The organism is Kocuria carniphila, from assembly GCF_004136555.1.
In the GTDB taxonomy this organism is placed as follows: domain Bacteria; phylum Actinomycetota; class Actinomycetes; order Actinomycetales; family Micrococcaceae; genus Kocuria; species Kocuria carniphila.
Window position 1 is genome coordinate 1 of sequence record NZ_NOIT01000023.1, and the last position, 25,952, is coordinate 25,952.

The following is a 25,952-nucleotide window of genomic DNA, read 5'->3' on the forward strand; positions in this document are numbered from 1 at the left end:
CGCCGCGTGAGCTACGCGGACATTTCACCTGAGGCAAGCACGAACACCATCCGGACATCTTGACATGAGGCAAGACGGGGCTTTTGTGCTGCGGGACGGGTGAATGCGAGCCACATGGTCGGGATGACGCGCTGGTCGGTGTTCTCGCCCATGGCCATGCGATCGGTGAGTTGGCCGCTGTAGCTGGTGAGCATGAGTTGGGTCATGTCTGCGGCGGGGATCGTGAACTCCAGGTGCTGACTTTCGGCCACGCGGCCCAGCGCGTTTTCAACGGCGCCGTAGAGCTTGGTGCGCATCGGACGGACGACGTCCCGGACCTCACTCGATCGGAAGGCCGCGAGGAACAGTTCGAGCCGGACGGCCTGCACGTTCATGTTGGAGGACTGGTCCGTGACCCCTTCGATGATGCGGGTGACGATCTCCTCGGTATCCGCGTCCGAATCGAGCCACTGGTCCAGCTCCGAGTCGAGTCGATCAATCAAGCTGTCCACCAGGTTCTCGAAGACCGCCACCGCCAGATCCAGCTTGGTCTCGAAGTTGGAGTAGAAGGCCCCGCGCGTGAATCCGGCGGCCGCGCACAGCTCGCCGATGGATGCGCCGTCGATCCCTTTCTCCGCGAAAACCCCCGCCGACGACGTGATCAACCTGCGGCGCGTGGCCGTCCGGGACCGCTTGTCCGCGTCCTCGTCCGGTCCGTGTGATGTCTGGTCAGTCACTTTTACTCGCTCCCTCTTGCCGTCTCGATACATCAGTGTATCGTGAATGTGAAAACTCGATACAGCAATGTATCCAAATCATATTCAGGGGAACTATGGCAGACGGCAAACTAGGCGCGCGCGCCTCTCATCAAGCAGCGGGGCGGCAGCGCGGCCCGTTCTATTCGGCGACGTTCTGGGCGCTTCCGGCCGTGGTCATCATGGTCTTGGCGGTCCTCGGAACGGCCCTGTATCTGGGTGGGCTGTCCAATCCGGCAGGTCACCTCAAGGACTTCCCGGTGGCCATCGTCAATCAGGACCGCGGGGCGGACGTGCCGGGAGAGGGCGGTGGAACCGAGAAGCAGAATTACGGTCACCGCATCGAGGACGGTTTTGCATCCGAGGCGGGTAAGGATGAGCGGCTGGATCTGCGTCGGCTGGATTGGGATCAGGCGCAGGACCAATTGGAGCGCGGCGAGCTGTTCGGAGTGGTGGTCATCCCGGAGTCCTTCTCGGAGGACACGGTGAGCATGGTCAGGGGCTCTCTGACGCAGGAGTCTGCGGCTCGGCCGGAAATCACCCTGTACACGGACCCGCAGGCAGGTTCTCTCGGGACTCGGATCGCCACGGAGGCTGTGCAGCCGGGGCTGGAGCAAGCCAGCTCCACGATGGGTGAATCACTTGTGAAATCTGCGCAGTCCGCCCAGCAGCAGGCCTACGAGCAGGTGCTGTCGGAACTCGAATCGCAGCAGGATCAGCAGTCCGAAGAACTGGCCCGGTCGGCTGCGCAGGGCGGTCCTGCCGTGCAGCAGTTCGCGCAGCAACTTCAGGAAGCCCAGGCCAACACTCCCAAGCAGGTGGCGGATCAACTAGCACCCAAGGTCAGCTCCGTCTCAACGGATCTGTTGCGGGATCCGGTGAACGTGGACACCAAGCCCTATCAAGAGCTTGAAGAGGGCACAGCGTTGGGGATGGGCGCGTTCTACTACGCGATTATCCTGCTGGTGATCGGTCTCTCCGGGTCCATCGCCGTCAATGTTCTGATGGATGCCCGCATGGGCATGGCGCCGTTCGAAATGGGTCCGCTGTTCCGAGACTTGCCGCGCGTGGGTCTTCCGCGGTGGTTGAACTTCCTGATCAAGTGGGGCCTGTTCACCGTGGCAGCAGGACCCACCTCAGCCCTGATGCTGTGGGTCGCCGCAGGCGTGGGCATGCCGGTGCCGCATGGCCTGGCGCTGTTCTTCGCGGGCTGGCTGTCGCTGTCCGCAGTCTCTGCCGTGGTGTTCGCGCTCATCACACTGGGCGGCTCGGCAGGCATGTTGATCTCGATGGTCTACCTGGTGTTCATGGGGCTGCCGACCGCGGGCGCCGTGGTGCCGTTGCAGGCGGTGCCGGACTTCTTCCGGATCATCGCCCCCATTGAGCCGCTGCATCACATCTTCATGATGGTGCGATCGCTTCTGTACTTCGACGCCAATGCGGATGCCGGGTTGCGGTCGGGGCTGATCGGGATCTCTCTGATCCTGCTCGTCGCCGTTGTTGTGGCACTGATGGCGGGGTGCGCCTATGACCGCAAGTTTGGTCACCGCGGTTCTCGCGGGCCCGGCAAGCATTCTGCGGGCCACGGGGAGTCGCAGGCCACAGATGCTGCGGAAGCTGGAGGTCAGCCGGTGGTGAAGAGTGGGGAAAACCTCAATGCAGTGGTGGGCTCCGGACTTTAGGCTGGAGCTAACGGGAAACCCCCGCACCCTCCACCGCCGGTGGATCACAACCTTGACGGAGATGCCATGAGTTACGAACCGCAGCAACCTCGCCCGGACTACCGCTCCGGCGGTGCCGGCGGCTACGACAACTACGACACCCACCGCCGGACCGGTTCCAGCGGTCCTCAGAACGATGAAAAGACCGTGGCCATCCTGACGCACCTGTCGGGACCCATTGCCGCCATCATCTCGGTGGGTTGGCTGGGCTTCCTGGGCCCGTTGATCGTGTGGTTCATCTACAATGACAAGAGCCCGTTCCTGCGTGCCGCATCCGCCGGCGCGTTCAACTTCAACGTGACCCTGTGGATCATCAACGTGATCGGTTGGATCTGCATCTTCACGGTCATTCTGATCCCGGTTGGATTCATCTTGATCGCCGCCTACTGGGTGTTGCTCCTGGTCTGCCATATCGTGGCCGCCGTTCGTGCCAACAACGGTGAGGTCTACCGCTACCCGATGCAGTTGCCCATCCTGCGCTGAGTGTGGTGAGCGGCGGCTTGTTGGCCGTAGCTCTGAGACATCAAAAAGCCACTCCGGTTCAACCGGAGTGGCTTTTTCGTGCCCGTGATCTTGAGGGTGGCCGAGGGATGCCCGAATTCAGCTTCGACGGTTGCCAGGGTGCGATTCAGCGGGCGGGGGCTCCACGCAGCAGTGCAGCCCTCCGTTCGAGTGGCGGCCAAGTTGTTGAACAATCCCTTGCTCGAATTGTTGAACAACCTGTAGTCTTCCGGCAACACGTCAATCTGTGACCCCAGTCACCCCGACCCATCGGATGAAGACATGTCGACAGCAGCACCCCGGTCCGGGCAGCCCGACCAGCCCTCTCAATCCGGTGGCGAGCCGGTCAAGACGAACTCCGGCGGCCACCGCACCGCGCTGCTCGGTGCCATGTTCCTCATGGCCACCAGCGCCATCGGCCCCGGATTCATCACCCAGACCACCGTGTTCACGGTCCAGCTCGGAGCGGCGTTCGCGTTTGCGATTCTGGTGTCCATCCTGGTGGACATTGCCGTGCAGCTGAACGTCTGGCGGGTCATTGGCATCTCCGGTCAACGCGCGCAGGAACTCGGCAGCAAGGTCCTCCCGGGCGCGGGCATTGCGCTGGCGGCGCTGGTGTTCGTGGGTGGAGCCGTGTTCAATATCGGCAACATTGCCGGAACCGGGCTCGGACTCAATGCGATGCTCGGGCTGGATCCGAAGATCGGCGGCGGCATTTCCGCTGCCATCGCGATCCTCATCTTCCTCTCCAAGCGAGCCGGCATGGCGCTCGACCGGATCGTGGTGTTGCTGGGCGCCGTCATGATCCTGTTGATGCTCTATGTGGCCATCGTTGCTGCCCCTCCCGTGGGTGTGGCGCTCAAGAATACGGTGCTCCCCGAGGAAATCGACTTCCTGGTGATCACCACGTTGATCGGCGGCACCGTGGGTGGCTACATCACCTACTCCGGTGCGCACCGCATGATCGATTCCGGTGTGAGCGGTGTGGAAAACGTCAAGCAGATCAGTCGGAGCTCCGTTCTGGGCATCCTGGTCACATGCATCATGCGTGTGCTGTTGTTCCTGGCGATCTTCGGCGTGGTGGCCGGGGGAGTGGCACTGACCAGCGACAACATGGCCGCCGAAGCATTCGGTGCAGCCGCCGGAGAGATCGGCGTGCGGATCTTCGGTGTGGTGCTGTGGGCCGCTGCTCTGACCTCCGTGATCGGTGCGGCCTTCACCTCCATTTCCTTCGTGACCAAGTCCTCCGGCAGTCCGCGCACCAGGAACCTGCTCACGGTCGCCTTCATCTTCGTGTGCGCCGTGGTCTATTTGTTCCTCGGCCAGGCTCCGCAGACTCTCCTGATCTTTGCGGGAGCGTTCAACGGGCTGATCCTGCCGTTCGGTTTCGCGATCCTGCTGTGGGTGGCCTGGCGCCGTCGAGACCTGCTGCACGGATACGTCTATCCCAAGTGGCTGCTGATCATCGGTGTGCTCGCATGGTTGCTGACCCTGTTCCTCGGGTGGAGCTCCCTGGCCGGTCTCACCAAGTTGTGGAGCTGACGGACATGAAAACCACGGACCACGTAGACCTGGCACGTCTCACACCCCGAGAGGCCAGGGAACGATTCCGCCGCGGCCTGCTGCGTCCCACGTCCGGAATCTCCGCCGGATACGCGCAGGCCAACCTCATCATCGTTCCGCGTGAACTTGCTTTCGACGTGCTCTTGTTCGCCCAACGCAACCCCAAACCGTGCCCCGTCCTCGGCGTGCTGGACGCGGGGGAGACCACCGGCGAACTTCTCAAAGACGGCGACATCCGCACGGACCTCCCGCAGTACGTGGTCTACGAGAACGGCCAGGAAATCGCTCGCCCCACAGACATCACCGAGTACTGGCGCGACGACCTGGTCACCTTCATGGTGGGCTGTTCCTTCACGTTCGAGGACGCCCTGCTGAACAACGGCATTCGCATGGCCCACAACGATCAGGGCGTGAACGTCCCCATGTATCGCACCAACCGCCGCTGCGCATCGGCAGGATCCTTGTCCGGGCCGCTCGTGGTCTCGATGCGTCCCGTGCCAGCGTCCCAGGTGGCCGACGCCGTTCGTGTCACTTCCCGCTATCCCGCCGTCCACGGGGCTCCCGTGCACGTGGGCAACCCCGAGGAGCTGGGAATCAACGACATCAACCAGCCGGATTTCGGCGACCCCGTCCGGATCGAGCCGGGTCACATCCCCGTTTTCTGGGCGTGCGGTGTGACACCGCAGGCGGCCGTGATGGAATGCCGGCCGCAGTTCGCGATTTCTCACGCACCGGGGCACATGCTCATCACGGACGCCAAGGACTCCGACTACCAGGTGCCCTGAACCGCTATTCCACGTGGTCCAACAACTGTGCTTCCGCGAAACTCAGATACTCCCGCAGTGATTCGGCAGCCCGTTCGCGTTCACCGGCCTCCAGCAGCCGCAGCAGTTCGGCGTTGCGGTCCACGTAGTCCCCGTGGAAACCGGGATCCGTGGACATCGAGTGGAACATGAGCCGCATGCGCGCCAGCAACCGGTCCATGGTCGTGACCAGGGTGTCCGAACCGGTCAGATCCATGAGCCCGCGGTGGAAACGCTGATTGGCGTCAGCCATGCCCATAATGTCCCCGGCCGCACGAGCAGCCCGAGCCGCCTCGATCACAGACCACAACCCCGTGAGCACCTGCTCCGAACAGGAGCCCCACAACACCGCCCCCGGCTCGATGATCCGCCGCGCGTTGTAAATCTCCCGCACATCGCCGGCAGTCGGATGTGCGACGAAGACCCCGCGATTGGGCACGCGATCAACCAGCGACTCCTCCGCCAGCATTGTGAACGCCTCGCGCAGCGTGTTCCGCGAAACGCCCAGTTCCTGGGCAATGACGTGTTCCGACAGCTTGGTCCCGGGGGCCAAATGCCCTCCGGAAATGCGCTCGCGCAGCCGGCCTGCCGCGAGTGCGCGCGCCTGCGCGCGGTGCGCACCGAGCGGCGTCGGCGGGCCGTGGACGGGGGCAACCGGTGCCGAGGGGGGTTCGAGTGCGAAGTTACTGGTCACCGGCCCATCCTCTCACCGCGCTAGGCGATCTCGCCCAGCGCCTGCCCCTTGCGGACGGCATCGCCCTCGTTCGGCTCGCCACGAGTCAATGTGCCGGAGCGATGCGCGCGCACGGGAGTCTCCATCTTCATGGCCTCGAGCACGAGCACGGTGTCGCCCTCGCTAATGTTCGCGCCGTCCTCCGCCGCCCACTTCACGACCGTCCCGTCCATGGGCGCGGCCAGCGTGGTGTCCGAGGCTCCATGTGCGGTCGACGCCGCCACCGCCTCACCGCCCGCGCCAGCACCACCGCCGTGCAGCAGCGCCTCCACCATGGCGGTGGGGAGTCCGAGCTGCACGGCCTTACCGTCGAGATCCACGGTCAGGGTGGTGCGCTCGGCGGCGCCGGAGGTCACGTACGGGGACGCCTCCAGCTGCTGCGTGAACGCATCCTCGATCCACGTGGTGTACACGCCCAGCTCATCGGGAGAGGTGAAATCGAGGTGCTCCACCACCGCGCGGTGGAACGGTGCCACCGTGGGCAATCCCTTGATGCTCAGCTCCGCCAGGGCAGCCCGGGAGCGCCGCAGTGCCTGCTGCCGGTCCTGACCCCAGACAATGAGTTTGGCCAGCATCGAGTCGTAATGGGGCGGCACCACGGAGCCGGAACGGACACCGGTGTCCACCCGGATTCCCGCGCCGGTGGGAGTCTGGAAGACCTCCACGGTCCCGGGCGTCGGCAAGAATCCCAGTGCCGGATCCTCCGCGTTGAGCCGGAATTCAAAGGCGTGCCCGCGCGGTGCGGGGTCCTCGGTGATGCTCAGGGCCTGCCCGTCGGCCACGCGGAACTGCTCGCGCACGAGGTCCACCCCGGTGGTCTCCTCGGTCACGGGGTGTTCCACTTGCAAGCGCGTGTTGACCTCCAGGAACGAGATCAGCCCGTCCGGAGCCACCAGGTACTCGACCGTGCCCGCGCTCGTGTAGCCGGCCTCGCGACAGATGTCCCGGGCCGATTCGTGAATGGTCCTCCGCTGCTCATCGCTCAAGAACGGCGCCGGAGCCTCTTCCACGAGCTTCTGGTTGCGCCGCTGCAGCGAGCAGTCGCGGGTGCCCACCACGGTCACGTTGCCGTGGGTGTCCGCAATGACCTGGGCCTCCACATGGCGCGGCTTGTCGAGGAAGCGCTCCACAAAGCATTCACCCCGTCCGAACGCGGACGTCGCTTCGCGCACCGCTGCGTCGAACGCTGACTCGACCTCGTCCATGGTGCGTGCAATGCGCATCCCACGGCCACCGCCGCCGAAGGCCGCCTTGATGGCGATCGGCAATCCGTGTTCCTCGGCGAACGAGCGCGCCGCGGTTGCGTCCTCGACGGGCCCGTCCGTGCCCGGCACCAAGGGGGCGCCGGTGCGAACGGCGATCTCGCGAGCCGTCACCTTGTTGCCGAGGGTGCGGATGACCTCGGCGGACGGGCCGATCCAGGTGAGGCCGGCGTCGGACACGGCCTGGGCGAAGTCCGCGTTCTCGGACAGGAACCCGTAGCCGGGGTGCACGGCGTCCGCATTCGCGCGGTCGGCCACGTCGAGCAGAGCCTCGATCTTGAGATAGGTGTCCGCGGAGGATGAGCCGGGCAGGGCGTAGGCCTCGTCGGCCATGCGCACGTGGACGGAATCGGCGTCGGGTTCGGAGTAGACGGCCACCGAGGTCAGCCCCGCATCCGTGCAGGCCCGGGCAATGCGGACCGCGATTTCACCGCGGTTGGCGATCAAGACCTTTTTCATGCTGACTCTCCTGAGGTTTCGGGTGCGTGCGCGGGGCGGGGTGCATCAACGAGCGTGAACCGGACCGCAGACCCCGGTGGAAGCTGTGCGGCCAGCGACAGGTCCTCCGGGACAACCACGCCGATCACCGGGTAACCGCCGGTCACGGGGTGGTCGGCGAGGAACAGGACCGGAACCCCGGAGTGGGGGACCTGCAGCGATCCCGTGACCACGCCCTCACTGGCCAGCTCGCCGGTGATGGCGCGTTCCAGGGCCCGCCCGTCCTCGGGTGTCTCGAAGCGCACGCCCACGCGGTTGGACTGGCTGCTGACCCGCCACTGCTGACGGGTGAGGGTCTCGAGCGCGGCCGGGGTGAACCAGTCGCCGCGGGGTCCGGTGGTCACGCGCAGCACGGTGGGTCGGCCCGGTTCGGGCAGGGTGACCGCCGGGGCCTCGGGGCGTCCCACCGGGCGCGATGCCGCGGAGCGCACCTCGATCACGCTTCCTGCGGTCAGCGCTTCCGGGCCGATCCGCGAAAGCACGTCCGTGGAGCGGCTGCCCAGCACCGTGGGCCCGCCAAAACCACCGCGCACCGCGAGGTAGGTTCGCAGGCCGGTGTGCGGGGTGCCCAGGGTGAGGGTCTCGCCGTCGTAGAGGGCAAAGGGAATGTCCCGGGGGAGCGGGTTCTCGCCCTGCTGACCGCTGACCGTGGCGTCCACGGGGGCGCCGGACAGCGCCAGCACGTGGTGGCCGCGCGCGGTTACCGACAGGCCACCCAGCAGAGACTCAATGACCGTGGCACCGGACTCGTTGCCCACCATGCGGTTGGCCTGCGCTGCGGACACGTGATCCGCCGCGCCGGACGCAGGCACACCCAGGTCTCCGAGGCCGGGGCGGCCCAGGTCCTCCAACATGGACTGCATCCCGGGGGCCTTGACCACGAGAGCCTGCGCGGGTTCCACGGAGCCCTCGGCGGGTGCCGCCGGGGGCACCGCCACCTGCTCGCGCACCGCGCGGTAGCGCACGGTGTCCCCGGGGCGGATGAGCGCGGGTTCGTCCCGGCCCAGGTCCCAGAGTGTGGCGTTGGTGCGGCCGATCAACTGCCAACCGCCCGGTGAACGCTGCGGGTACACGGCGGAAAACCGCCCCGCCAGCGCCACGGATCCGGCGGGCACCGCGGTGCGCGGGGAATCCCTGCGCGGCACCTCGAGCGGATCCCCGGGGGCCACGAGATACGCGAACCCCGGCGCGAAACCGCCGAACGCGGCCGTCCATTCCGCACCCGTGTGCGCCTCGATCACGCCGCGCTCGCCGAGCCCGGTCAGCTCGCCCACATCGGCCAGGTCCTCGCCGTCGTACACCACGTCGATCTCCACGGTCTTACCGGTCGCCGCGTCGGTATCGCCCAGGCGAGCGGTGACGACGTCGCTCGCGGCCTTGTGCGCGGCCGCGGGTGAAGAGAAGGTCAACAGCACCGTCTCGGCTGCGGCGAGAACGTCCAACTGACTGGAATACGGATGTGCACTGAGATGGGCGTGCCAGCGCATGACGTGTTCGAGGGACGCGCACTCGATCAAGAAGGCCCGCGTCCCCGCCCAGCGGAGGGAGACCGTCGACGGCGCAGCACCGGTGGGCGGATCCTGGCTCATACGAACGACCGGATCTGCACGCCGGCGCGCTCCAGGCCCGCGCGAACCTCCGCGGCCATTGCGGCGGAGCCGGGGGTGTCACCGTGCACGCAAATGCTCTCGGCCCGGATCCGAACGGTGGAACCGTCCACGGCGCTCAAGGTGCCGTCCTCGGCCAGGCGGATCATGCGTTCGGTGACCTCCGCCGGGTCGTGCAGGACGGCGCCTTCTTCGCGGCGGGAGACCAGCGTGCCCTCGGGTGTGTACCCGCGATCCGCGAACGCCTCGGCCACCCCGCGCAGTCCGGCGTGCTCCGCCTTCCGAAGTGCTACGGACCCGGGTAAGAGCAACAGCGGAAGATCGCCGCCGAAGGCCTTGACCGCGTCCACCACGGCTTGTGCATGGACCTCGTGGTGAACAATCGTGTTGTAGAGCGCGCCGTGCGGTTTCACATACTTGATCTCGGTGCCGGCCGAACGGGCCATCGCCTGGAGGGCACCCATTTGGTACAGCACGTCATCCGCGAGTTCCTGCGGGGAGCAGTCCATGAAGCGACGACCGAATCCGGCCAGGTCCCGGTAGGCCACGTGCGCCCCCACGGTGACACCTGCGGCCACGGCGTCCCGGCACGTCTGCGCCATCACGCCCGGGTCTCCCGCGTGGAACCCGCACGCCACGTTGGCGGAGGACACGGAACGGAAGATGGCGGCGTCGTCCCCCATGCTCCAGTTGCCGAACGATTCGCCCACGTCGCTGTTCATATCGATGACCGTCATGCGTGACCTCCGTCTCATTGGTGAGTTCAAGAATGCCCCACCGACGGAGATTGTTCAACAATTACCACCGGTCAGTCCGATTCCACCACGTTCGGAAGGTGCGTGACCGGTGCGATCACGACGTCGCGAATTTTCCAGTCCTGTTCGAGTAGCGCGTTCTCGGCTGCTTCGAGGCGCTCGGGCGTGGCGAGTTCCAGGGATGCGGGGATGACGAACCCCTCGATCTGGAACACCTGGCCCTCGTCGCGCAGGCGCACGGTGGCCGCGTGCACCCAGTCCAAGTTCCGTAGGAATTCCTGCGCATCGCTGATGAGCGGGTGGGGTTTTTTGTTGTCCACCGTGGTGGGCCGGGCATCCATGAGACCGGACACCGCGGCCGAGAGATTGGTGGCGCCGTCCTTCACGATGGACGTGGCAATCACGATGGCCGCGGCGGCATCCGCCCACCACAAACCCAGGCCGATCCCGGCAATGCCCACAATGGCGGCGAACGAGGTCATCCAGTCCGCCTTGTTCATGTCGGCGTCCGCATAGAGCACCTTGTTGTGCAGTGGCTCGGCGAGTTTGAGCTTCATCCGGCCCAGGATCACGGGCGGGATGCCGGTGACCAAGAGCACCAAAATCATGAGCCACCCCAGCCAGATGGTGTGGCCGAACAGGTTGATGCCGCCGATGGTCGGGTGTTCGACCGTGATCAGTTTGATCAGCGCGTCCACGATCAAGTAACCGCCCATGACGAACAGGGCGGTTCCCGCCACGAGGTGGGCGATGCCGATGGCACGGTGATAGCCGAACGGATGTTTGGCGTTGGCGGGTTTGCGGGTGACGCGCACGCCGATCAGAAAAGCGATGGGCGGAACCATGGACAGCATGTCTTCGATCCACGCCGTTTTCATGGCCTGGGAATTGCCCATCACCAGAAAGACCAGAACCACCGTCACACTCAGCACGCCCAGGGTGGCCCATTCCAGGCGCACCGCTTTTTTCACCGCGCGGGAGATCTCATCGGGCAGGTGCTCGTCGTCCGCGGGGCTTGCCATGCGCTTCACGACTGGCCTCCGCTGCTCTGCAGGAACTGATCGAGTTCCAGGAGGAAGGCGTTCTCACCATTGACCACGGCCATGACGTGCTTCTCGGTCTCGCCGTACGCGTTGACTGTTTCCTTGTAGGGCCGAGTCAGGCCCACTTTCTTCTGCCATTCCGTGTCCATGGTCATCCCACCGATCAAGAGATCCAGTTGACCGTGCTCCATCTCAGTGACCAGGTGTTCCTCGCTCGCGGTGGTCCATTCAATGCGCGCACCTAGGGTGTCGGCGAACTCTTCCACCAGGCGCACTTCATCACCGGCGGGCTCACTTCCCTCGACGGATACGAAGGGCTCATCATGAGTGGCGCCCACGCGCAGGACTCCGTCGGTCACCCTGTCCAGGGTGCCGTGGGGATCGGCCGGGTAGTGGGTCACGCAACCGGTCAGGGACATAGCGAGAACCAGGAGCACCGTCAGCCACCTGATGACCTTTTTCATGGCAACACCATAAGCCAAAGTGCCCTTGCCCACATCCGGAAACTTTCCGTGGAATAAATCTCGCGTCGGGTGCATTATGTAGGTAGTTCAAATTTGAAACATCAACGGAACGGGCCGGCGGGACTACCGCAGCGGCGTCGTCACCCAAGACACAGGAGGCAGTCATGCAACTCGGCATCTTCACCATCGGTGACGTCACCATGGACCCCACCACCGGCAAAACCCCCAGCGAAAACGAGCGCATCAAGGCGACCGTGGAGATCGCAAAGAAAGCCGAAGAACTCGGCATGGATGTGTTCGCGACCGGTCAGCACCACAACCCGCCGTTCGTAGCGCCGGCCAACCCGCCCATCCTCATGGCGCACGTGGCCGCGCAGACCAAGAACATCCAACTGTCTACCGCAACCACCCTGATCACCACCACGGATCCGGTGCGCATCGCCGAGGATTACTCCTACGTGCAGCACCTGGCAGATGGCCGCGTGGACCTGACCATGGGCCGCGGCAACACCGGACCCGTGTACCCCTGGTTCGGCAAGGATATCCGGCAGGGCATCCCGCTGGCCGTGGAGAACTACCAGTTGCTCTACCGCCTGTGGCACGAGGAGAACGTGGACTTCTCCGGTCGGTTCCGCACCCCGCTGCAAGGCTTCACCGCGACCCCGCGTCCGCTGGATGAGGTGCCCCCGTTCGTATGGCACGGTTCCATCCGCTCCCCAGAAATCCCGGAGCAGGCCGCGTTCTACGGTGACGGCTTCTTCCACAACAACATCTTCTGGAACAAGGAACACACCGAGCGCATGGTGGACTTCTACCGTCAGCGCTACGAGTACTACGGTCACGGTTCCTACGACCAGGCGATCGTGGGTCTGGGTGGTCAGGTGTTCATCCGCAAGAACTCGCAGGATGCCAAGCGGGAGTTCCGCCCGTACTTCGACAACGCGCCGGTCTACGGCCACGGCCCGTCCCTGGAGGACTTCACCGCCCAGACCCCGCTGACCGTTGGCTCGCCGCAGGAGGTCATTGAGCGGACCCTGTCCTTCCGGGACTACGCCGGTGACTACCAGCGTCAGCTGTTCCTCATGGACCACGCCGGCCTGCCGCTGAAGACCGTGCTCGAGCAGTTGGACCTGCTGGGCGAGGAGGTCTTCCCCGTGCTGCGCAAGGAATTCGACGCACTGCGCCCGGCCCACGTGCCCGAGGCCCCGACCCACGAGTCCCTGGTGGCCCGTCACCAGGCCGGCAAGGACCCGATCCCCGGCGGCGGCCCGGATTCTCAGGCCGCCAAGGATCGCGCCAAGCAGGCAGAAGCCGCTCAGCGCGACCACGAGAACTCCAAGTAATTCCACGCAGCAACAAGCAATACGTAGAGAGAAGGACACCATGACTGATCGTTTGACCCTCGCGGTGGTGACCGCTGGGCTATCAGAAGACTCCACGACCACGCGCTTGGGTGAGGCGATCGCGAAGGCCGCGAGCGACGCGGTCGACAATGCCGGACAGCACGTGGACATCAAGGTCATCCAGCTCCGCGATCTGGCCCACGGGCTGACCGACATGATGATCACGCACGTGGCCTCCCCGGCCGTGCAGGCCGCGATCGACACCGTGCTCAACGCGGACGGTCTGGTCGCGGCTTCGCCCACGTACAAGGCGTCCTACTCCGGTCTGTTCAAGCAGTTCTTCGATGTGATCGACGAATCCGCGCTCGAGAACCTGCCGACCGTGGTTGCCGCGACGGGCGGCTCACCGCGTCACTCGCTCGTGCTCGACACCGCCATGCGGCCGCTGCTGAGCTACCTCAAGGCCCTCGTGCTACCGCTGGGTATCTACGCGGCCTCCGAGGACTGGGGTCACGCTGACCTGCAGCGACGGATCGACCGCGTGGGTGCCTCGCTCGGCACCATGTTGCTCGCTGGTTCGCCGGGTGGCGCGTCCGGTTCGTTCAACGACAACGACGCCGCCCGCCCCGGTCTGCGCCGAGAGGTCAAGGACGAGTTCAGCAACGTTCCCGATTTCGCGAGCCTGCTGGCCTCGGTGGGATCATGAGCGCCACGGTGACCTGTGCGTCCGAGCCCGTAATGGGCCCGGACGGCGGGGGCGTCCACGACGTATCCCAGCAGAAGTGGGATGCGTGGCAGGTCTATTTCGAAACCACGGCCCAACTCACCGCGCGCATTGAAGAGCGGCTCAAGGTCCACGGCTGCACCCTCATGGATTACCAGGTGCTCCTGCTGCTCAACAACGCCCCGGACCACCGAATGCGCATGGGCGAGTTGGCCCATCGCATGGTGTTCTCACCGTCGCGGCTCAGCTACCAGATCGGTGTGCTCGACAAGCGCGGCTGGGTCGAACGCCGTCGTGTGGAGTGCGACGGCCGCGGCTGGGAGGCGGTGCTCACCGGCGACGGCCTCCGCGCCTTCCGCGAGCTCCGCCCCGCCCACGCGCGCGACGTTCAGGAGCTCTTCTTCTCAGCCCTCCAAGGCGACGACGCCGCTCGCCTGGCCGACCTCATGCGTCGCGTGAGCGGGTTGCTGGGTTAGTTCCGGCCTTTCGAGACCGCCCGCCATCTGATGCCGCCTTACTGCGTAGTAGCTGCCCCTACTTTGCAGTAAGGCGGCATCAGATGGTTCTGCTGTCAGGAGCCGAAGTTCCGGCGACCGGCGCGCGCCGCGAAGTCGTCCAGGGCTCTCACGACGGCGGGGACCACCCAGACTTTCTGGCCTCGTACTTTGATGGACCGCTCTTCTCGTAACATCCCGGCTTCGGTCAGTGAGTCCACCGTGCGGTAGGCGGTTGCCTTTGAGATGCCGGCGATGTTTTCCACCATTCCTGCCGTAAAGGCAGGTTCCGAACAGCACAACTCGGCAACCGCGCGCAGTGGCGCGGTGACGCGGCGTCGTGAATCCAGGACTTGCTCATGGAAGGCGCGGACATCGTCGATCAGCTGATCTGCGTTAGCCAGGGATCCCAGGACGGCATGGGAAAAACAGTCCACGATGGACGAGGGGTTTCCGGTGCGGTAGTCATTCAGTGCATCGATGTAGTCGTCGATGTCGTGGAGCAATCCCGATGAAATGGGAATGTTGACATTTTGAACCGTCCCACGTGCGCGAAGCAGCGAGCATACGATGGGACGTCCTGTCCGCCCGTTGCCATCGGTGAAGGGGTGGATGGTCTCGAACTGAGCGTGGGCAATGGCCGCCTGAACGGTTGGATCTAAGTCGCGACGGCCCAGGAACTTGATCAAGTCATCAATGGCTGCGGGAACATGACGATGCTCGGGGGCCACGTACGTGGCCGTGACCGGGGACTGGCCACCGATCCACACCCACTCGTTTCGATACTCACCTGCATCGTCCTGAACGCCCTCGGTCAAAACGCAGTGCATGGTGCGGATGGCATCGGAATCCAGGTGAGAGGCGGCGTCAATGGCGGCACGCATGGCGAATACGTTGCGGGCCACTAACTCTGCATTCCCGCCGACGTGCGCACCCACCGCGGCCAATGACAACTTGCGGGCGCGAACGGTCAGGTTCTCGATCTGGGAACTTGTCGCGGACTCGCCGCGCAAGAGGACTGCGGCGAACGGCAGTGAGGCCAACCCTCCGGACTCGCGGTCAAAAGCCAGCATGGCAGCGGTTGCATTATGGGCGGACGCGAGGGTGTTGCGAGGTAGATCTGGGGTCAACGAGGAAATCTCGGGGATTACTGCTGCCTCAAAATCCCCGGTGTTCCGAATTCGCGCGCGATGAGATGCCATGGGGTCGCGGTGGACCCAGCGGCGGGTTTCGCGCTCGCTTGCGGGCCAACTGGCGGGCATGGGACTCCTTGCTGAGACTGCTCAGTTCAATTGTCTCAATAAGATTCTTATTGAGACAATTCGCTGTTCTGGTCTCAATAAGATGTTCTTGCAAGACTGTCGCCATGACGACTTCTCACGGAGCGCTTCCCTTGCACGGCCAAACCGCCCTGGTCACCGGGGTCTCACGACGCCGCGGGATCGGGTTCGCCGTGGCCCGAGCCTTTGCCCGGCTGGGCGCCAGCGTGTTCATCCATCACTACAGCCCGCACGACGAGGACCAGCCGTGGGGCGCGGACGATCTGAGCGGCGTCGTCGGCGAATTGCGGGCCGAACTCACGGAAGGTGCCGTGCTGGGGGAGATGAGCGCGGATCTGCAGGACACGGAACAGATCCAGCCGCTCATCGACGCCGCGCACGCGCTCACCGGCTCTCTGGACATCCTGGTGTGCAACCAGGCCAAGAGTGGCGGGGACGGCTCCATTCTGGACATGACGCCCGCGGCTCTGGATGCCTTCTGGGACACCAACACACGCTCCACCCTCTTGCTGACGCGTGCCTTTGCGCTGCTCAAGACCGATGCGCCCACCGAGGCAACGCGTCCGGGTGAACGGGTGCGCAGCGCGGGCGGGAAGGAATTCACCAAGCCGACCGGCCGGGTTTTCTGGATGACGTCGGGGCAGGGGCACGGGCCGATGCGCGGTGAGGTCGCCTACGCCACGAGCAAGGCGGCGCTCGCGGGCGTCACCGCCACGGTGGCCGCTGAACTGTTGGAGCTCGGCATTGTGCTCAACACCGTGAATCCCGGCCCCGTGGACACCGGTTACCTCACGCCAGACTCCACGGATCGCTCTCTGGACGGGATCCAGGAATTACTCGATGCTCAGCCGTTCGGCCGTTTCGGTGAACCGAGCGACCCCGCCCAATTGATCAGCTGGCTCGCCACGGACGACGGTGCGTGGATCGTCGGTCAGGTGCTCACCTCGGACGGTGGGTTCTACTTGGCGTGAGATTGGCTCATGGGTGGCGAACCATCTGATGCCGTCTTACTGCAGAGTAGGGCGGGCTACTTTGCAGTAAGGCCGGATGAAATGGCGGGGCAGATCAGTGGGTGGGTCGGAGGGCCCGCAAAGTCCTCACCGCAGCCACCGCCACGACGATCACTGCCACCAGGTACACCAACCCCAGCCCGGAGAAGCCGACCATGGCCAGGATCGGTCCGGCCAGCGCACCACCGGCGGCGCCGCACAAATTCATGACCAGATCCGAGGTTCCCTGCAGCCCGGGACGGTCCTGCACCGGTACGGATTCGGTGACCATGGTGGATCCCGCCACGGTGGATGCGGACCAGCCCAAACCCAGCAGGATCAGTGCGACAAGGACCAGCGATTGATTCTCCGCGCCGAAGAACGTCAACAGCAGGGATGCGGCAAACGTCACCTGTCCCAGCAGCACCGTCTGCGCACGGCCGATCTTGTCTGCCAACCAGCCGAAGACCGGGGACAACGCGTACATCCCGGCCACGTGCAGGCTGATCGTCAGCCCCACGAGTGACAGGGTGGCGCCGTGACTGGTCAGGTGCACGGGAGTCATGGACATCACCGCCACCATGACCGCATGGGAGAGCGCCACGATCAGAACGGCCCGGCGGGCAGCCGGAACGGACCGCAGACTCCCGAAGCCGCCGGTGGGACTGGGCTTGTTCTTGACCGAAGCTCCCTGGGCCAGCGCGAGCTTGAGGGGGTCCGGCCGCAGCCCCAGGAAATAGACCGCGGCACCGAGGATTTGTGCGGCCATGGCGATGAGGAACCCCCCGGTGAACTGGGGAAGTCCAAGGGCGCGGCCCAGGAGCTCACTGGGTTCGAAGAGGTTGGGCCCCACCACGGAACCAATTGTGGTGGACCATACGATCAATGACAGATCCCGGGCGCGAGTCTTCTGCAGGGCCAGATCCGTGGCGGCGAAACGGGATTGCAGGTTCAAGGCCATGCCTGCGCCCTGCAACCCCATGCCGATCAGCAGTAAGGGAAGTGAGCCAAGTACAGCGGCCGTAATGATCACCGCCGCGCCCAGAATCGCTACCAGGGCACCGGTGGTCAGCGAGATTCGGCGTCCTCGCCGTTGCGCGAGGCGTGCCAGCGGAATCGCCAGAATCGCGGCACCCAGGGTGTTCATGGTGGCTGCCAGGCCGGACAGCGCACTCGACCCGGACACCTCCGCGACCAGGAGCGCACCGAGAGCCAGCGTGGCACCAACGCCCAAGCCGCCCATGACCTGACCGGTCGCGAGCACGATCAGGACCTTGCGTTGCAGTCGCTGCTGTTCGAGTTCGGTCAGTGCGCCGCTCGCAGAGGTGGAGGAATCCGTCATGCCTGCATCATGACTGATCACGGGCCGGCGCGCATCCTCTTCCACGGATCGAGGTCACGTGCTCGGTGCTCGGCGTCACCGTCCGGTGAGGGGGTGGTCAGGAGCGCACGGTGAAGACCCGCTCGTGCCAGCCAGAGGAACCATTGGGGTCTGGGCGTGCCCGCTCCGAGGTCTGCACTTGACCGTCCGCGTCCACAGCTCTGACCTCGGCGGTGTGGGAACCGGCAGGAAGATCGGTGACGCGCACGGACCACTGCCGCCAGGTGTCTTCGGACGGCACTGCGGCGAGAGTTGCGTCCATCCATTCCCCGCCGTCCACCCGCACCTGAACCGCGGTGATTCCCGTGTTCTGGGCCCACGCGCTGCCCGCGAGGGTCATGTCGGGGTCCACGCTCGCGTTTTCTCGGGGGACGTCGATACGCGAGGACATCTTGATGGGCCCCTCCGCGGACCAACCCCGGGGCGTCCAGTAGCCTTCGGCCTGGTCAAAGCGGGTAACCTCGAGATCCACGAGCCATTTGGTTGCGGAGACGTACCCGTAGAGACCCGAAACCACCATGCGCACCGGATAGCCGTGCTCGGAGGGCAGTGGCTCTCCATTCATAGTCACGGCGAGCATGGCGGTGCGGTTTTCGTCCGTGAGGGCGCTCAGGGGTGTCCCGGCCGTGAAACCGTCCTCGGACGTCGAGAGCACCATGTCCGCGTCCGGGCTCACTCCGGCTTCCGCGAGCACTTCTCGCAACGGCACACCGGTCCATACGGCGTTTCCCACGAGGTCGCCGCCCACCTGATTGGACACGCACGCGAGCGTCACCGTGCGTTCGTGCAGCGGACGCCCGATGAGGTCGTCGAAGGTCAGCTCGATCTCCCGGTCCACCATCCCGTGGATGCGTAGTCGCCACTGGCTCACGTCGAGATGGGGGACGCTCAGTGCGGTGTCGATCCGGTAGAAGTCCTCGGCGGGGGTCAACCACAGCTCGGTGCCGGCGACTGGCACCTGGGTCCCGGCGGGGATGGCCTCGCGAGCGACCGGGGCCGGAATGCTCAGCGCGGCGCGCATGTCGGGGACTTTCCGGGCCGCCGACACCGCCCATCGCCCCACTGCGCCCGCGACCACTCCCAGGGTCAGTGCTCCCGCGGACAGCTGGAGGAATTTACGGCGATCCAGCGGGTCATCGGCCGCGGGAGCTGCCGCACGGCCACCCGCGTAGCTGAGGAATGCGAGGCCGACGCCGGTGCCGACAACCACGGGGACGGCGTTAACCGCGTCCGCACCCGTTCGGGTCATCACGGCGACCAGTCCGACCAGCCCCAGCGCGGCGAGGACCGCGATACCCGTGCGGCGCCGTCGCCGCTCCGCGACGCCGACGAGCAATCCCAGTACCACGAGCCCCACGGCCATCATCACAAACAGGAAAATCTTGTCACCGGTGCCGAACACGGCGATCACGGTGTCCTTGACGGGCGCGGGGACAGAATCCACCACGACTCCGCCCACCGCGGTCAGTGGGGACCCCAAGGGCCCGGTCAGCCACGCGAAGAACTCGGCGATCCCCACGGCCATCGCGGTCGCGGCCACGCCCAGCAACTGCCAGGCACCGGTGAAGCTGCGGTGCGTGAGCGGAGCGGCTGCGTCGGCAGAACCCGTGCGGCGTGAGGACGAGGGCATGTCACCAAGGTTACGCGGCAACGGCCCAGACCCCTCGTGCCCGCGCCCTGCGAGACGTCGGGCGGTCATTGGCCGCGGGTCGTGGTTCGAGGCGGTCCAGGCGGTCAACCCATGTCTCCCGGCCGGCAACACCCCCGGCGATCGAGGATGCTCACACGGTAACGGGACGAATCAATACGTTTCCGATATCAAAACCCGGTTCCGGAACATCATGGGTGTTGGTAACGTGAATCACATCACTCGTTGAGATTCTCAACGATAGAGAATATCCTCTATTTCAGGAGCTCACCCGTGTCCAACTCGGTCAACATCAGCCCCGTCCGCGGCTTGCTCTTCAACCAGCGCTACAGCCGTGACCTGGCGGCCGTGATTTACGAGGGCCGTACCCTCAGCTACGACGAGTTCGCGGGTAACGTGCGCGAACTCGCGGCGAGCTTGGCGGCGTCGGGTGTGAGCGAAGGCGACCGCGTGGTCTACCTCGGCCTGAACTCCGAAATGTTCCTGCGCACCATGTTCGCCACCTGGTGGCTGGGCGGCGTGTTCGAGCCGCTCAACTTCCGTCTTGCCCCGCGCGAGGTCGGCGAGCTCCTGGTGCGCTCCGCACCTCGCGTGATGATTGTGGAGCCCGGTCATGTTCCGGTTGTCGACGCCGCCCTGGGCACCCTGGACACGTCCGGCCAGGAGAGTGCGGAGTGGCCTTTCGAGACCGAAACCGTCCTGATCGACAATGATCCCGCGGCACCGCTCAACGACGGCCTCGAAGTTGCCGAACACTGGATCCCGCTGAGTGGCTTCGTGCAGCGTGCGGAGGATGTCGAGCTCGGTGAGCCAATCGAGACCACCGACGACAGCCTGGCGATCCTGATGTTCACCTCCGGCACCACGGGCAAGCCCAAGGGCGTGCGGCTGAGTCACGGCAACATCTTCTGGAACGCGTTCAACGTTGATTCGCTGGTGGACACCCGCCGCCGGGACATCAATTACGCCGTGGCACCGCTGTTCCACATCGGCGCCTTGAACTCGTTCACGGTGCGAGCGCTGGTGCGCGGCAACACCACGGTGGTTCGGCGCGGGTTCGTGCCGTCCCAGGTGCTCGCGGACATCGAGAACTACGGCGTGAACAATGCCTTCTTCGTGCCGGCCATGCTTTTGTCTTTGACCCACGATCCCGAATTCAAAGGCGCGAAACTCGATTCCCTACGCGCCCTGATCTGCGCCGGGGCCCCGGTCCCGCCCGTCGTGATCTCACTCTTCGAGGCCAAGAACGTTCCCGTTCAGCAGGCGTGGGGTCTCACCGAAACCGCACCCTTCGCCACCTACCTGCCCACCGAACTCACCTACGAGAAGGCCGGTTCGGCGGGTATGCCCATGCTCTACACCGAGGTGCAGATCATGGATCCCGGCACGGGAGAGCCCGTTTCCGAACCGGATACGCGCGGCGAATTGTGGGTGCGCGGCCCCAACGTCACGAGCGGCTACTGGGAGGACGAGGGCGCCACCGCCGCAGCCTTCACGGACGGCTGGTTCCACACCGGCGACATCGGCTACCGGGATCCGGACGGCTATTACTACATCGTGGATCGCCTCAAGGACATGATCATTACCGGCGGTGAGAACGTGTACCCCGCGGAGATCGAACGCGTCCTGGCCGAGCACCCGGACATCTCCGACGCCGCCGTGGTGGGCGCTCCCGACGAGCAGTGGGGTGAGCGCATCGTGGCCGTCCTGCAACCGCAGCCCGGTCACGAGGTTCCCTCCATCGAGGAACTGCGACAGTTCTGCAGCGACCGCTTGGCCCGGTACAAGCTCCCTAAGGACCTCGTCGCCGTGGAAGAGGTGCCCCGCAACGGTTCCGGCAAGTTGGACAAGGTCGCCATCCGCCAGCTGGTCCGCGGCTGAGTAGCAATGACGACGCCGCTCCAAGACCCACGCAGCCCCGGGCAGTGACGCGCGGGACCAGCGTCCTGCCGAGCTGGTCGCTCACCGAGCGTTCGGCACGTAGGCCGCGAGCGGCGTCGTCGGCGGTAAAACCGAGGAACGAAACCCGCGACCCCGCGCCGCGACCTCACTAAGCTGAACCTATGCAGCCGAACACGGACATCACATTCCGCACCCGAAAATGGGTCAAGCCCGAAGATCTCAACGCCAACGGCACCCTGTTCGGTGGGTCGCTGTTGCGGTGGATCGACGAGGAAGCCGCGATCTACGCGATCGTCCAGCTGGGCAATCAGCGCGCAGTGACCAAGTACATGTCGGAGATTGAGTTCGTGGCCTCGGCGGTACAGGGCGACATCATCGAGATGGGTCTGACGGCCACCAAGTTCGGCCGCACGTCGCTGACCATGCGCGCGCAGGTGCGGAACATGATCACGCGGGAGCTGATCCTGAGCATCGACAAGATCGTGTTCGTGAACCTGGACAAGGACGGCAAACCCACCCCGCACGGCTACACCGAGATCACCTACGACCGCGACCGCATTCCCACCACGGCGGTACCGATCGTCAATCAGCTGCGTAGGCCCCAGCAATGAACCGGCTCAGCGCCCAGCGCCTGACGCCGAGCTGGGTTTATCACGGCGAGGGCCCATGCTGGAGCCCCGAATGGGGCGGTCTGGCGTGGGTCGACATGCTCGCCGGGGACATTCTCACGTTCGGCCGGGATGAGCAGCCGCGCCGTCAGCACGTTGGAACCGTGGCGGCGTGCGTGCGTCCGCGCGTCAATGGCGGCCAGATCATCGCCGTGGAACGCGGGGTGCTCCTCACGGACGCCGCCGGTAATCCCGAACGCGAAGTCACCCTGTGGGAATCGCCGGAGATCCGCATGAATGAGGGCGGGGTCGCCCCGGACGGCACCTTCTACATCGGGTCCATGGCCTACGACCAGTCCGAGGGTTCCGCCACGCTCTACCGGGTCTCACCGGACCTGGAGTGGGAACCGGTGCTTGAGAACGTCACCATTTCCAACGGCATTGCGTGGTCCCCGGACGGCTCGCTCGCCTATTACAACGACACCCCCACCGGTGAGGTCTCGGTCTTCGACTGGTCCGCGGCGAACGGCCTGCACAATCGCCGCACCTTCGTCACGCCGGTGGTCGACGACGACGCCGCGGCCGGCGCCTGGGACGCGGACGAGGAGTACGAGCCCGGCAGCGTGTCCGCCAACCCGGACGGGCTGACCGTGGATTCGGAAGGTGCCGTGTGGACCGCGCTCAACGGCGCCGGCCAGGTCCACCGCTACCTCCCGGACGGAACCCTGGACACCGTGGTGAGTGTGGGCGCCAAGCAGACCACGGCGTGCACGCTGGGCGGGCAGGATCTGCGGACCCTGTACATCACCACCTCGCGCGAGAACCTGCCGAACGATGTGCAGCCCACCGCCGGGTCCCTGTACTCGGTGAGGGTGGCGATTCCGGGCCTGCCCACGGCGAGGTTCGCGGGCTGACACAACCCGGCCGAGGCAGTCGAGCCGAGTCAACCTGGCCGACGCACGGCACCCGATGCTCGACACCCGACGCACGGCACCCGATGCCGGTAGCTGAGACCGAGTCGCGGTCGTAAAGTGTTATGTTCCGCGAGCCCCCGCGGGCCCGGACATAGGATGAACGTTCAACAGTTCGGCGCAGGCAATGGAGCAAGCGGAGGAATTCGATGGATACACCGGCCACGGACGACCAAGGTCAGAACAACCGTCGGGGGAGTGCCACCGGAATCCTTGAACCGGACCCCGGAATGCCCGCCAGCACGTGGCGGCTGCGCAGTGACGCGTGGGAGTACCTGCGGTTCGCCATGAAACGCATTGCGCTCGGCAACGAGGACAAAGAAGCCCTCGCCGCGGACAGCGAACTCCAGCGCTCACTTCGCGCCCTCGAAACCGTTGAAATGTACTGGGCCGGATTCGGCCAACGCTATGTCGCCTCCATCCGGGAAATGCTCGAACAGGGCGACTACCACATGGCGCTCGACCGGATCGGAAAGGTCGTGAACCGGCTCCGCGGTGACACCGTGCCGGACACGTCCCGCGATGACTTTGCCGACGATCCGGAGAACTCGGACCTTCCGATCGACACCGACCCGCGGCCCCGCTTCGAGGTGCTGATCGTGGACGAGAGCACCCAGGCGGACCGTGACGGTCTGCGCGCCGAAGGCCTGCGGTTGCGCTCCTCCGCCGACGATTTCATTTACGAGTACGTGATCGTGCCCTCCGCCGACGACGCCGTGGCGGCGGTCCTGACCAACCCCAACATTCTCGCGTGCGTGGTCCGCCCCGGATTCAGCGAGCGCACTCGCCAGCCGTTGAGCCGCGATCTCAAGAACTCGATTCGCATGGCTCGCGATCTGGTGAGCCCGGAATCAGCCTCCGCCCGCACTCCGCTCGCGTCCATTCAGCGGGTGCTCCGGTTGGCCGACACTCTGGCCGAGCTGCGCCCCGAGATGGACCTGTACCTGATGGCGGGCGCCCATATCGAAGGCCTGTCCGGTGCGCTGACCCACCGTTTCCGTCGCGTGTTCCGGCGCGAGGACAAGCTCGAGCTGCACCTCACCCTGTTGCGCCGGGTGTCCCACCTGTACGACACCCCGTTCTTTTCCGCGGTCCAGGAGCACGCGCGGCGTCCGGTGGGTGTCTTCCACGCGCTGCCCATTGCCCGCGGCGGTTCCGTGGTGGGTTCCAAGTGGATCAAGGACCTCGTGGACTTCTACGGGTTGAACCTCCTGCTGGCGGAAACCTCCGCGACCTCTGGCGGGCTGGACTCCCTGTTGGCTCCGGTGCGCACGTTGAAGAAGGCTCAGGAACTCGCGGCCCGTGCGTACGGGGCCAAGCACACGTTCTTCGTGACCAACGGAACCTCGACCGCTAACAAGATCGTGCACCAAGCGCTGTTGTCACCCAATGACGTGGTGCTCGTGGACCGCAACTGTCACAAGTCCCACCATCACGCGGTGGTGCTCACCGGCGCTCGTCCCGCGTACCTGGAGGCATACCCGCGTAACGAGTTCGCGTTCTACGGTGCTGTGCCGCTGTCCCGGATCAAGCAGTTGCTGCTGGACTACCGAGCCGCGGGTCGTCTGGACGAGGTCCAGCTGGTCACGCTCACCAACTGCACCTTTGACGGCATCGTCTATGACCCCGAGCGGGTCATGGCCGAATGCCTGGCCATCAAGCCGGACCTGGTCTTCCTGTGGGACGAGGCGTGGTTCGCGTTCGCGACCTTCCACCCCGTGACGCGACGTCGTACGGCCATGTGGGCTGCCTCGCACCTCAAGGAAAAGCTGGAGACCAGGGCGCACCAGATCGCCTACCGTGAGCAGCAGAAGCGTCTGTACGACGATCAGGGCAACCCCGCGCCGGACGAGGTGTGGTTGGAAGAGCGGCTCATCCCCGCTCCGGACGCCAAGATCCGCGTGTACGCGACCCAGTCCACGCACAAGACCCTCACTGCGCTGCGGCAGGGGTCCATGATTCACGTGCACGACGACGAGTGGGTGCGCGAAGCCGAGGAGCCGTTCCACGAGGCGTACATGACGCACACCTCCACCTCACCCAACTACCAGATCCTCACGTCCCTGGACATCGGGCGACGTCAGGTAGAGCTGGAGGGCTACGAGCTCGTGCAGCGGCAGCTGGATCTGGCCACGAGCCTGTCCCAGGCCATCGCGCGCCATCCGCTGTTGCGCCGGAGCTTCCGCGTGCTCACGGCCCACGACCTGGTGCCCAGCGAGAATCGCGAGGTGGGCCGGCCCATGCCGTTGCGCGACGGGTTGGCCAGTATGTGGAAGGCATGGACCACGGACGAGTTCGTGGTGGATCCCAGCCGTATCACCATCGAGATCAGTCGCACGGGCGTTGACGGTGACACGTTCAAGCACGACCTGCTCATGGATCGTTACGGCATTCAGGTGAACAAGACGAGCCGGAACACCGTGCTGTTCATGACCAACATCGGCACCTCGCGCAGCGCGATCGCGTACCTCGTGGAGGTGCTCGTGAAGCTCGCGCAGCGTTTCGAGGACGAGAACTCTCAGCTCGATCCCGAGCTCGCGGCCAAGGTCGACGACACCCCCATGCCGCCGCTTCCGGACTTCAGTTCGTTCGCTCCCGGGTACGCCACGGACGAGGAGCTCCCGGATGGAGATATGCGCGCCGCGTTCTTCAAGGGTCAGCGCCGCAAGTCCGTGGAACACGTTGCCCACGAAGAGCTGCGCGAGCGGGTGACCAACGGTGAAAAACCCGTCTCGGCCGGTTTCGTGACGCCCTATCCGCCCGGGTTTCCGGTTCTCGTGCCGGGGCAGGTCATCTCCCCGGACGTCCTGGACTTCATGGCCGTTCTGGACACCCGCGAGATCCACGGTTACGACCCGCGCAAGGGCTATCGCGTCCTGCGGGATTCCTGACCAGCACTTCGGGTACGACGCCGCGGGGCCCGTTGCC

General features: G+C 65.3%; 22 protein-coding genes. 12 read left to right on the forward strand and 10 right to left on the reverse strand.

The features are described from left to right. Positions 1-11: 11 nt before the first annotated feature. The gene (locus tag EWV37_RS14315) at positions 12-716 is read right to left on the reverse strand and encodes a TetR/AcrR family transcriptional regulator (RefSeq protein WP_238663326.1); all 705 of its coding nucleotides are present in this window, start codon (positions 714-716) and stop codon (positions 12-14) included. 95 nt (positions 717-811) lie between these two features. Here EWV37_RS14315 and EWV37_RS14320 point away from each other — a divergent pair, with 95 nt between their 5' ends. From EWV37_RS14320 to EWV37_RS14335, 4 genes are all read left to right on the forward strand, one after another. Next, the gene (locus EWV37_RS14320) at positions 812-2,416 is read left to right on the forward strand and encodes an ABC transporter permease (RefSeq protein ID WP_129702364.1); all 1,605 of its coding nucleotides are present in this window, start codon (positions 812-814) and stop codon (positions 2,414-2,416) included. A gap of 66 nt (positions 2,417-2,482) precedes the next feature. Continuing rightward, complete coding sequence (locus tag EWV37_RS14325) at positions 2,483-2,938, forward strand: DUF4870 domain-containing protein (protein ID WP_165189463.1); 456 nt, start codon at positions 2,483-2,485, stop codon at positions 2,936-2,938. A gap of 408 nt (positions 2,939-3,346) precedes the next feature. Then, positions 3,347-4,498, forward strand: a complete 1,152-nt coding sequence (locus tag EWV37_RS14330; RefSeq protein WP_380098547.1) for an NRAMP family divalent metal transporter — start codon at positions 3,347-3,349, stop codon at positions 4,496-4,498. A 5-nt stretch (positions 4,499-4,503) separates the two neighbouring features. Further along, on the forward strand, positions 4,504-5,304 hold the full coding sequence (locus EWV37_RS14335) for a putative hydro-lyase (RefSeq protein ID WP_129702366.1): 801 nt from the start codon (positions 4,504-4,506) through the stop codon (positions 5,302-5,304). Positions 5,305-5,308: 4 nt separating this feature from the next. On the opposite strand, the gene EWV37_RS14340 is transcribed toward EWV37_RS14335, so the two are convergent. The 6 genes from EWV37_RS14340 to EWV37_RS14365 form a co-directional block, all read right to left on the reverse strand. Further along, a complete protein-coding gene (locus tag EWV37_RS14340) occupies positions 5,309-6,016 on the reverse strand; it encodes a GntR family transcriptional regulator (protein ID WP_095798522.1) in 708 nt (235 codons plus the stop codon). A gap of 20 nt (positions 6,017-6,036) precedes the next feature. Then, positions 6,037-7,776 (reverse strand): acetyl/propionyl/methylcrotonyl-CoA carboxylase subunit alpha, encoded by a 1,740-nt coding sequence (locus EWV37_RS14345; protein WP_095798523.1) that lies wholly within the window; start codon positions 7,774-7,776, stop codon positions 6,037-6,039. After that, entirely contained in the window at positions 7,773-9,404 is a 1,632-nt protein-coding gene (locus EWV37_RS14350) for a 5-oxoprolinase subunit B/C family protein (protein WP_129702367.1), read from the reverse strand. The genes EWV37_RS14345 and EWV37_RS14350 overlap by 4 nt, the downstream gene beginning before the upstream one ends. After that, entirely contained in the window at positions 9,401-10,159 is a 759-nt protein-coding gene (locus tag EWV37_RS14355; protein WP_129702368.1) for a LamB/YcsF family protein, read from the reverse strand. Before EWV37_RS14355 ends, EWV37_RS14350 begins: the two co-directional genes overlap by 4 nt. A 71-nt stretch (positions 10,160-10,230) precedes the next feature. Beyond that, positions 10,231-11,199, reverse strand: a complete 969-nt coding sequence (locus EWV37_RS14360; RefSeq protein ID WP_129702385.1) for a cation diffusion facilitator family transporter — start codon at positions 11,197-11,199, stop codon at positions 10,231-10,233. A 5-nt stretch (positions 11,200-11,204) separates the two neighbouring features. Further along, on the reverse strand, positions 11,205-11,684 hold the full coding sequence (locus EWV37_RS14365; protein ID WP_129702369.1) for a transporter substrate-binding domain-containing protein: 480 nt from the start codon (positions 11,682-11,684) through the stop codon (positions 11,205-11,207). Between the two features lie 164 nt (positions 11,685-11,848). Between EWV37_RS14365 and EWV37_RS14370 the strand changes: the two genes are divergently transcribed. The 3 genes from EWV37_RS14370 to EWV37_RS14380 are packed head-to-tail and all read left to right on the forward strand — an operon-like array spanning position 11,849 to position 14,227. Then, positions 11,849-13,027 (forward strand): LLM class flavin-dependent oxidoreductase, encoded by a 1,179-nt coding sequence (locus EWV37_RS14370; RefSeq protein ID WP_129702370.1) that lies wholly within the window; start codon positions 11,849-11,851, stop codon positions 13,025-13,027. Positions 13,028-13,067: 40 nt separating this feature from the next. Then, positions 13,068-13,733: a CE1759 family FMN reductase gene (locus tag EWV37_RS14375; protein WP_129702371.1), complete on the forward strand. Its 666-nt coding sequence runs from the start codon at positions 13,068-13,070 to the stop codon at positions 13,731-13,733. Continuing rightward, positions 13,730-14,227, forward strand: coding sequence for a MarR family winged helix-turn-helix transcriptional regulator (locus EWV37_RS14380; protein ID WP_238663330.1), 498 nt, complete (start codon positions 13,730-13,732; stop codon positions 14,225-14,227). Before EWV37_RS14375 ends, EWV37_RS14380 begins: the two co-directional genes overlap by 4 nt. 95 nt (positions 14,228-14,322) lie before the next feature. On the opposite strand, the gene EWV37_RS14385 is transcribed toward EWV37_RS14380, so the two are convergent. Continuing rightward, positions 14,323-15,507 (reverse strand): Fic family protein, encoded by a 1,185-nt coding sequence (locus EWV37_RS14385; protein WP_129702372.1) that lies wholly within the window; start codon positions 15,505-15,507, stop codon positions 14,323-14,325. Positions 15,508-15,611: 104 nt separating this feature from the next. Between EWV37_RS14385 and EWV37_RS14390 the strand changes: the two genes are divergently transcribed. Continuing rightward, positions 15,612-16,496, forward strand: coding sequence for an SDR family oxidoreductase (locus tag EWV37_RS14390; protein WP_129702373.1), 885 nt, complete (start codon positions 15,612-15,614; stop codon positions 16,494-16,496). A gap of 94 nt (positions 16,497-16,590) precedes the next feature. Here the strand turns inward: EWV37_RS14390 and EWV37_RS14395 are convergent, their stop codons facing one another. Continuing rightward, on the reverse strand, positions 16,591-17,856 hold the full coding sequence (locus tag EWV37_RS14395) for an MFS transporter (RefSeq protein WP_165189466.1): 1,266 nt from the start codon (positions 17,854-17,856) through the stop codon (positions 16,591-16,593). Positions 17,857-17,953: 97 nt separating this feature from the next. After that, a complete protein-coding gene (locus EWV37_RS14400) occupies positions 17,954-19,525 on the reverse strand; it encodes a molybdopterin-dependent oxidoreductase (RefSeq protein WP_129702375.1) in 1,572 nt (523 codons plus the stop codon). Between the two features lie 291 nt (positions 19,526-19,816). On the opposite strand from EWV37_RS14400, the gene EWV37_RS14405 reads away from it, so the two are divergent. The 4 genes from EWV37_RS14405 (at position 19,817) to EWV37_RS14420 (ending at position 25,915) form a co-directional block, all read left to right on the forward strand. Next, positions 19,817-21,424: an AMP-binding protein gene (locus tag EWV37_RS14405; protein WP_165189469.1), complete on the forward strand. Its 1,608-nt coding sequence runs from the start codon at positions 19,817-19,819 to the stop codon at positions 21,422-21,424. Between the two features lie 182 nt (positions 21,425-21,606). Then, positions 21,607-22,056: an acyl-CoA thioesterase gene (locus tag EWV37_RS14410; RefSeq protein ID WP_095798537.1), complete on the forward strand. Its 450-nt coding sequence runs from the start codon at positions 21,607-21,609 to the stop codon at positions 22,054-22,056. Beyond that, positions 22,053-22,967 (forward strand): SMP-30/gluconolactonase/LRE family protein, encoded by a 915-nt coding sequence (locus EWV37_RS14415; protein WP_095798538.1) that lies wholly within the window; start codon positions 22,053-22,055, stop codon positions 22,965-22,967. The genes EWV37_RS14410 and EWV37_RS14415 overlap by 4 nt, the downstream gene beginning before the upstream one ends. Positions 22,968-23,173: 206 nt before the next feature. Then, positions 23,174-25,915, forward strand: a complete 2,742-nt coding sequence (locus EWV37_RS14420; protein ID WP_129702376.1) for an aminotransferase class I/II-fold pyridoxal phosphate-dependent enzyme — start codon at positions 23,174-23,176, stop codon at positions 25,913-25,915. Positions 25,916-25,952: the final 37 nt, after the last annotated feature.

Bases quoted from the DNA above. Each gene is read 5' to 3' on its own strand.
- EWV37_RS14320 (WP_129702364.1), top strand. From the start codon at position 812: ATGGCAGACGGCAAACTAGGCGCGCGCGCCTCTCATCAAGCAGCGGGG.
- EWV37_RS14325 (WP_165189463.1), top strand. From the start codon at position 2,483: ATGAGTTACGAACCGCAGCAACCTCGCCCGGACTACCGCTCCGGCGGT.
- EWV37_RS14330 (WP_380098547.1), top strand. From the start codon at position 3,347: ATGTTCCTCATGGCCACCAGCGCCATCGGCCCCGGATTCATCACCCAG.
- EWV37_RS14335 (WP_129702366.1), top strand. From the start codon at position 4,504: ATGAAAACCACGGACCACGTAGACCTGGCACGTCTCACACCCCGAGAG.
- EWV37_RS14345 (WP_095798523.1), bottom strand. From the start codon at position 7,776: ATGAAAAAGGTCTTGATCGCCAACCGCGGTGAAATCGCGGTCCGCATT.
- EWV37_RS14350 (WP_129702367.1), bottom strand. From the start codon at position 9,404: ATGAGCCAGGATCCGCCCACCGGTGCTGCGCCGTCGACGGTCTCCCTC.
- EWV37_RS14355 (WP_129702368.1), bottom strand. From the start codon at position 10,159: ATGACGGTCATCGATATGAACAGCGACGTGGGCGAATCGTTCGGCAAC.
- EWV37_RS14360 (WP_129702385.1), bottom strand. From the start codon at position 11,199: ATGGCAAGCCCCGCGGACGACGAGCACCTGCCCGATGAGATCTCCCGC.
- EWV37_RS14365 (WP_129702369.1), bottom strand. From the start codon at position 11,684: ATGAAAAAGGTCATCAGGTGGCTGACGGTGCTCCTGGTTCTCGCTATG.
- EWV37_RS14370 (WP_129702370.1), top strand. From the start codon at position 11,849: ATGCAACTCGGCATCTTCACCATCGGTGACGTCACCATGGACCCCACC.
- EWV37_RS14375 (WP_129702371.1), top strand. From the start codon at position 13,068: ATGACTGATCGTTTGACCCTCGCGGTGGTGACCGCTGGGCTATCAGAA.
- EWV37_RS14380 (WP_238663330.1), top strand. From the start codon at position 13,730: ATGAGCGCCACGGTGACCTGTGCGTCCGAGCCCGTAATGGGCCCGGAC.
- EWV37_RS14385 (WP_129702372.1), bottom strand. From the start codon at position 15,507: ATGCCCGCCAGTTGGCCCGCAAGCGAGCGCGAAACCCGCCGCTGGGTC.
- EWV37_RS14390 (WP_129702373.1), top strand. From the start codon at position 15,612: ATGACGACTTCTCACGGAGCGCTTCCCTTGCACGGCCAAACCGCCCTG.
- EWV37_RS14395 (WP_165189466.1), bottom strand. From the start codon at position 17,856: ATGACGGATTCCTCCACCTCTGCGAGCGGCGCACTGACCGAACTCGAA.
- EWV37_RS14400 (WP_129702375.1), bottom strand. From the start codon at position 19,525: ATGCCCTCGTCCTCACGCCGCACGGGTTCTGCCGACGCAGCCGCTCCG.
- EWV37_RS14410 (WP_095798537.1), top strand. From the start codon at position 21,607: ATGCAGCCGAACACGGACATCACATTCCGCACCCGAAAATGGGTCAAG.
- EWV37_RS14415 (WP_095798538.1), top strand. From the start codon at position 22,053: ATGAACCGGCTCAGCGCCCAGCGCCTGACGCCGAGCTGGGTTTATCAC.
- EWV37_RS14420 (WP_129702376.1), top strand. From the start codon at position 23,174: ATGGATACACCGGCCACGGACGACCAAGGTCAGAACAACCGTCGGGGG.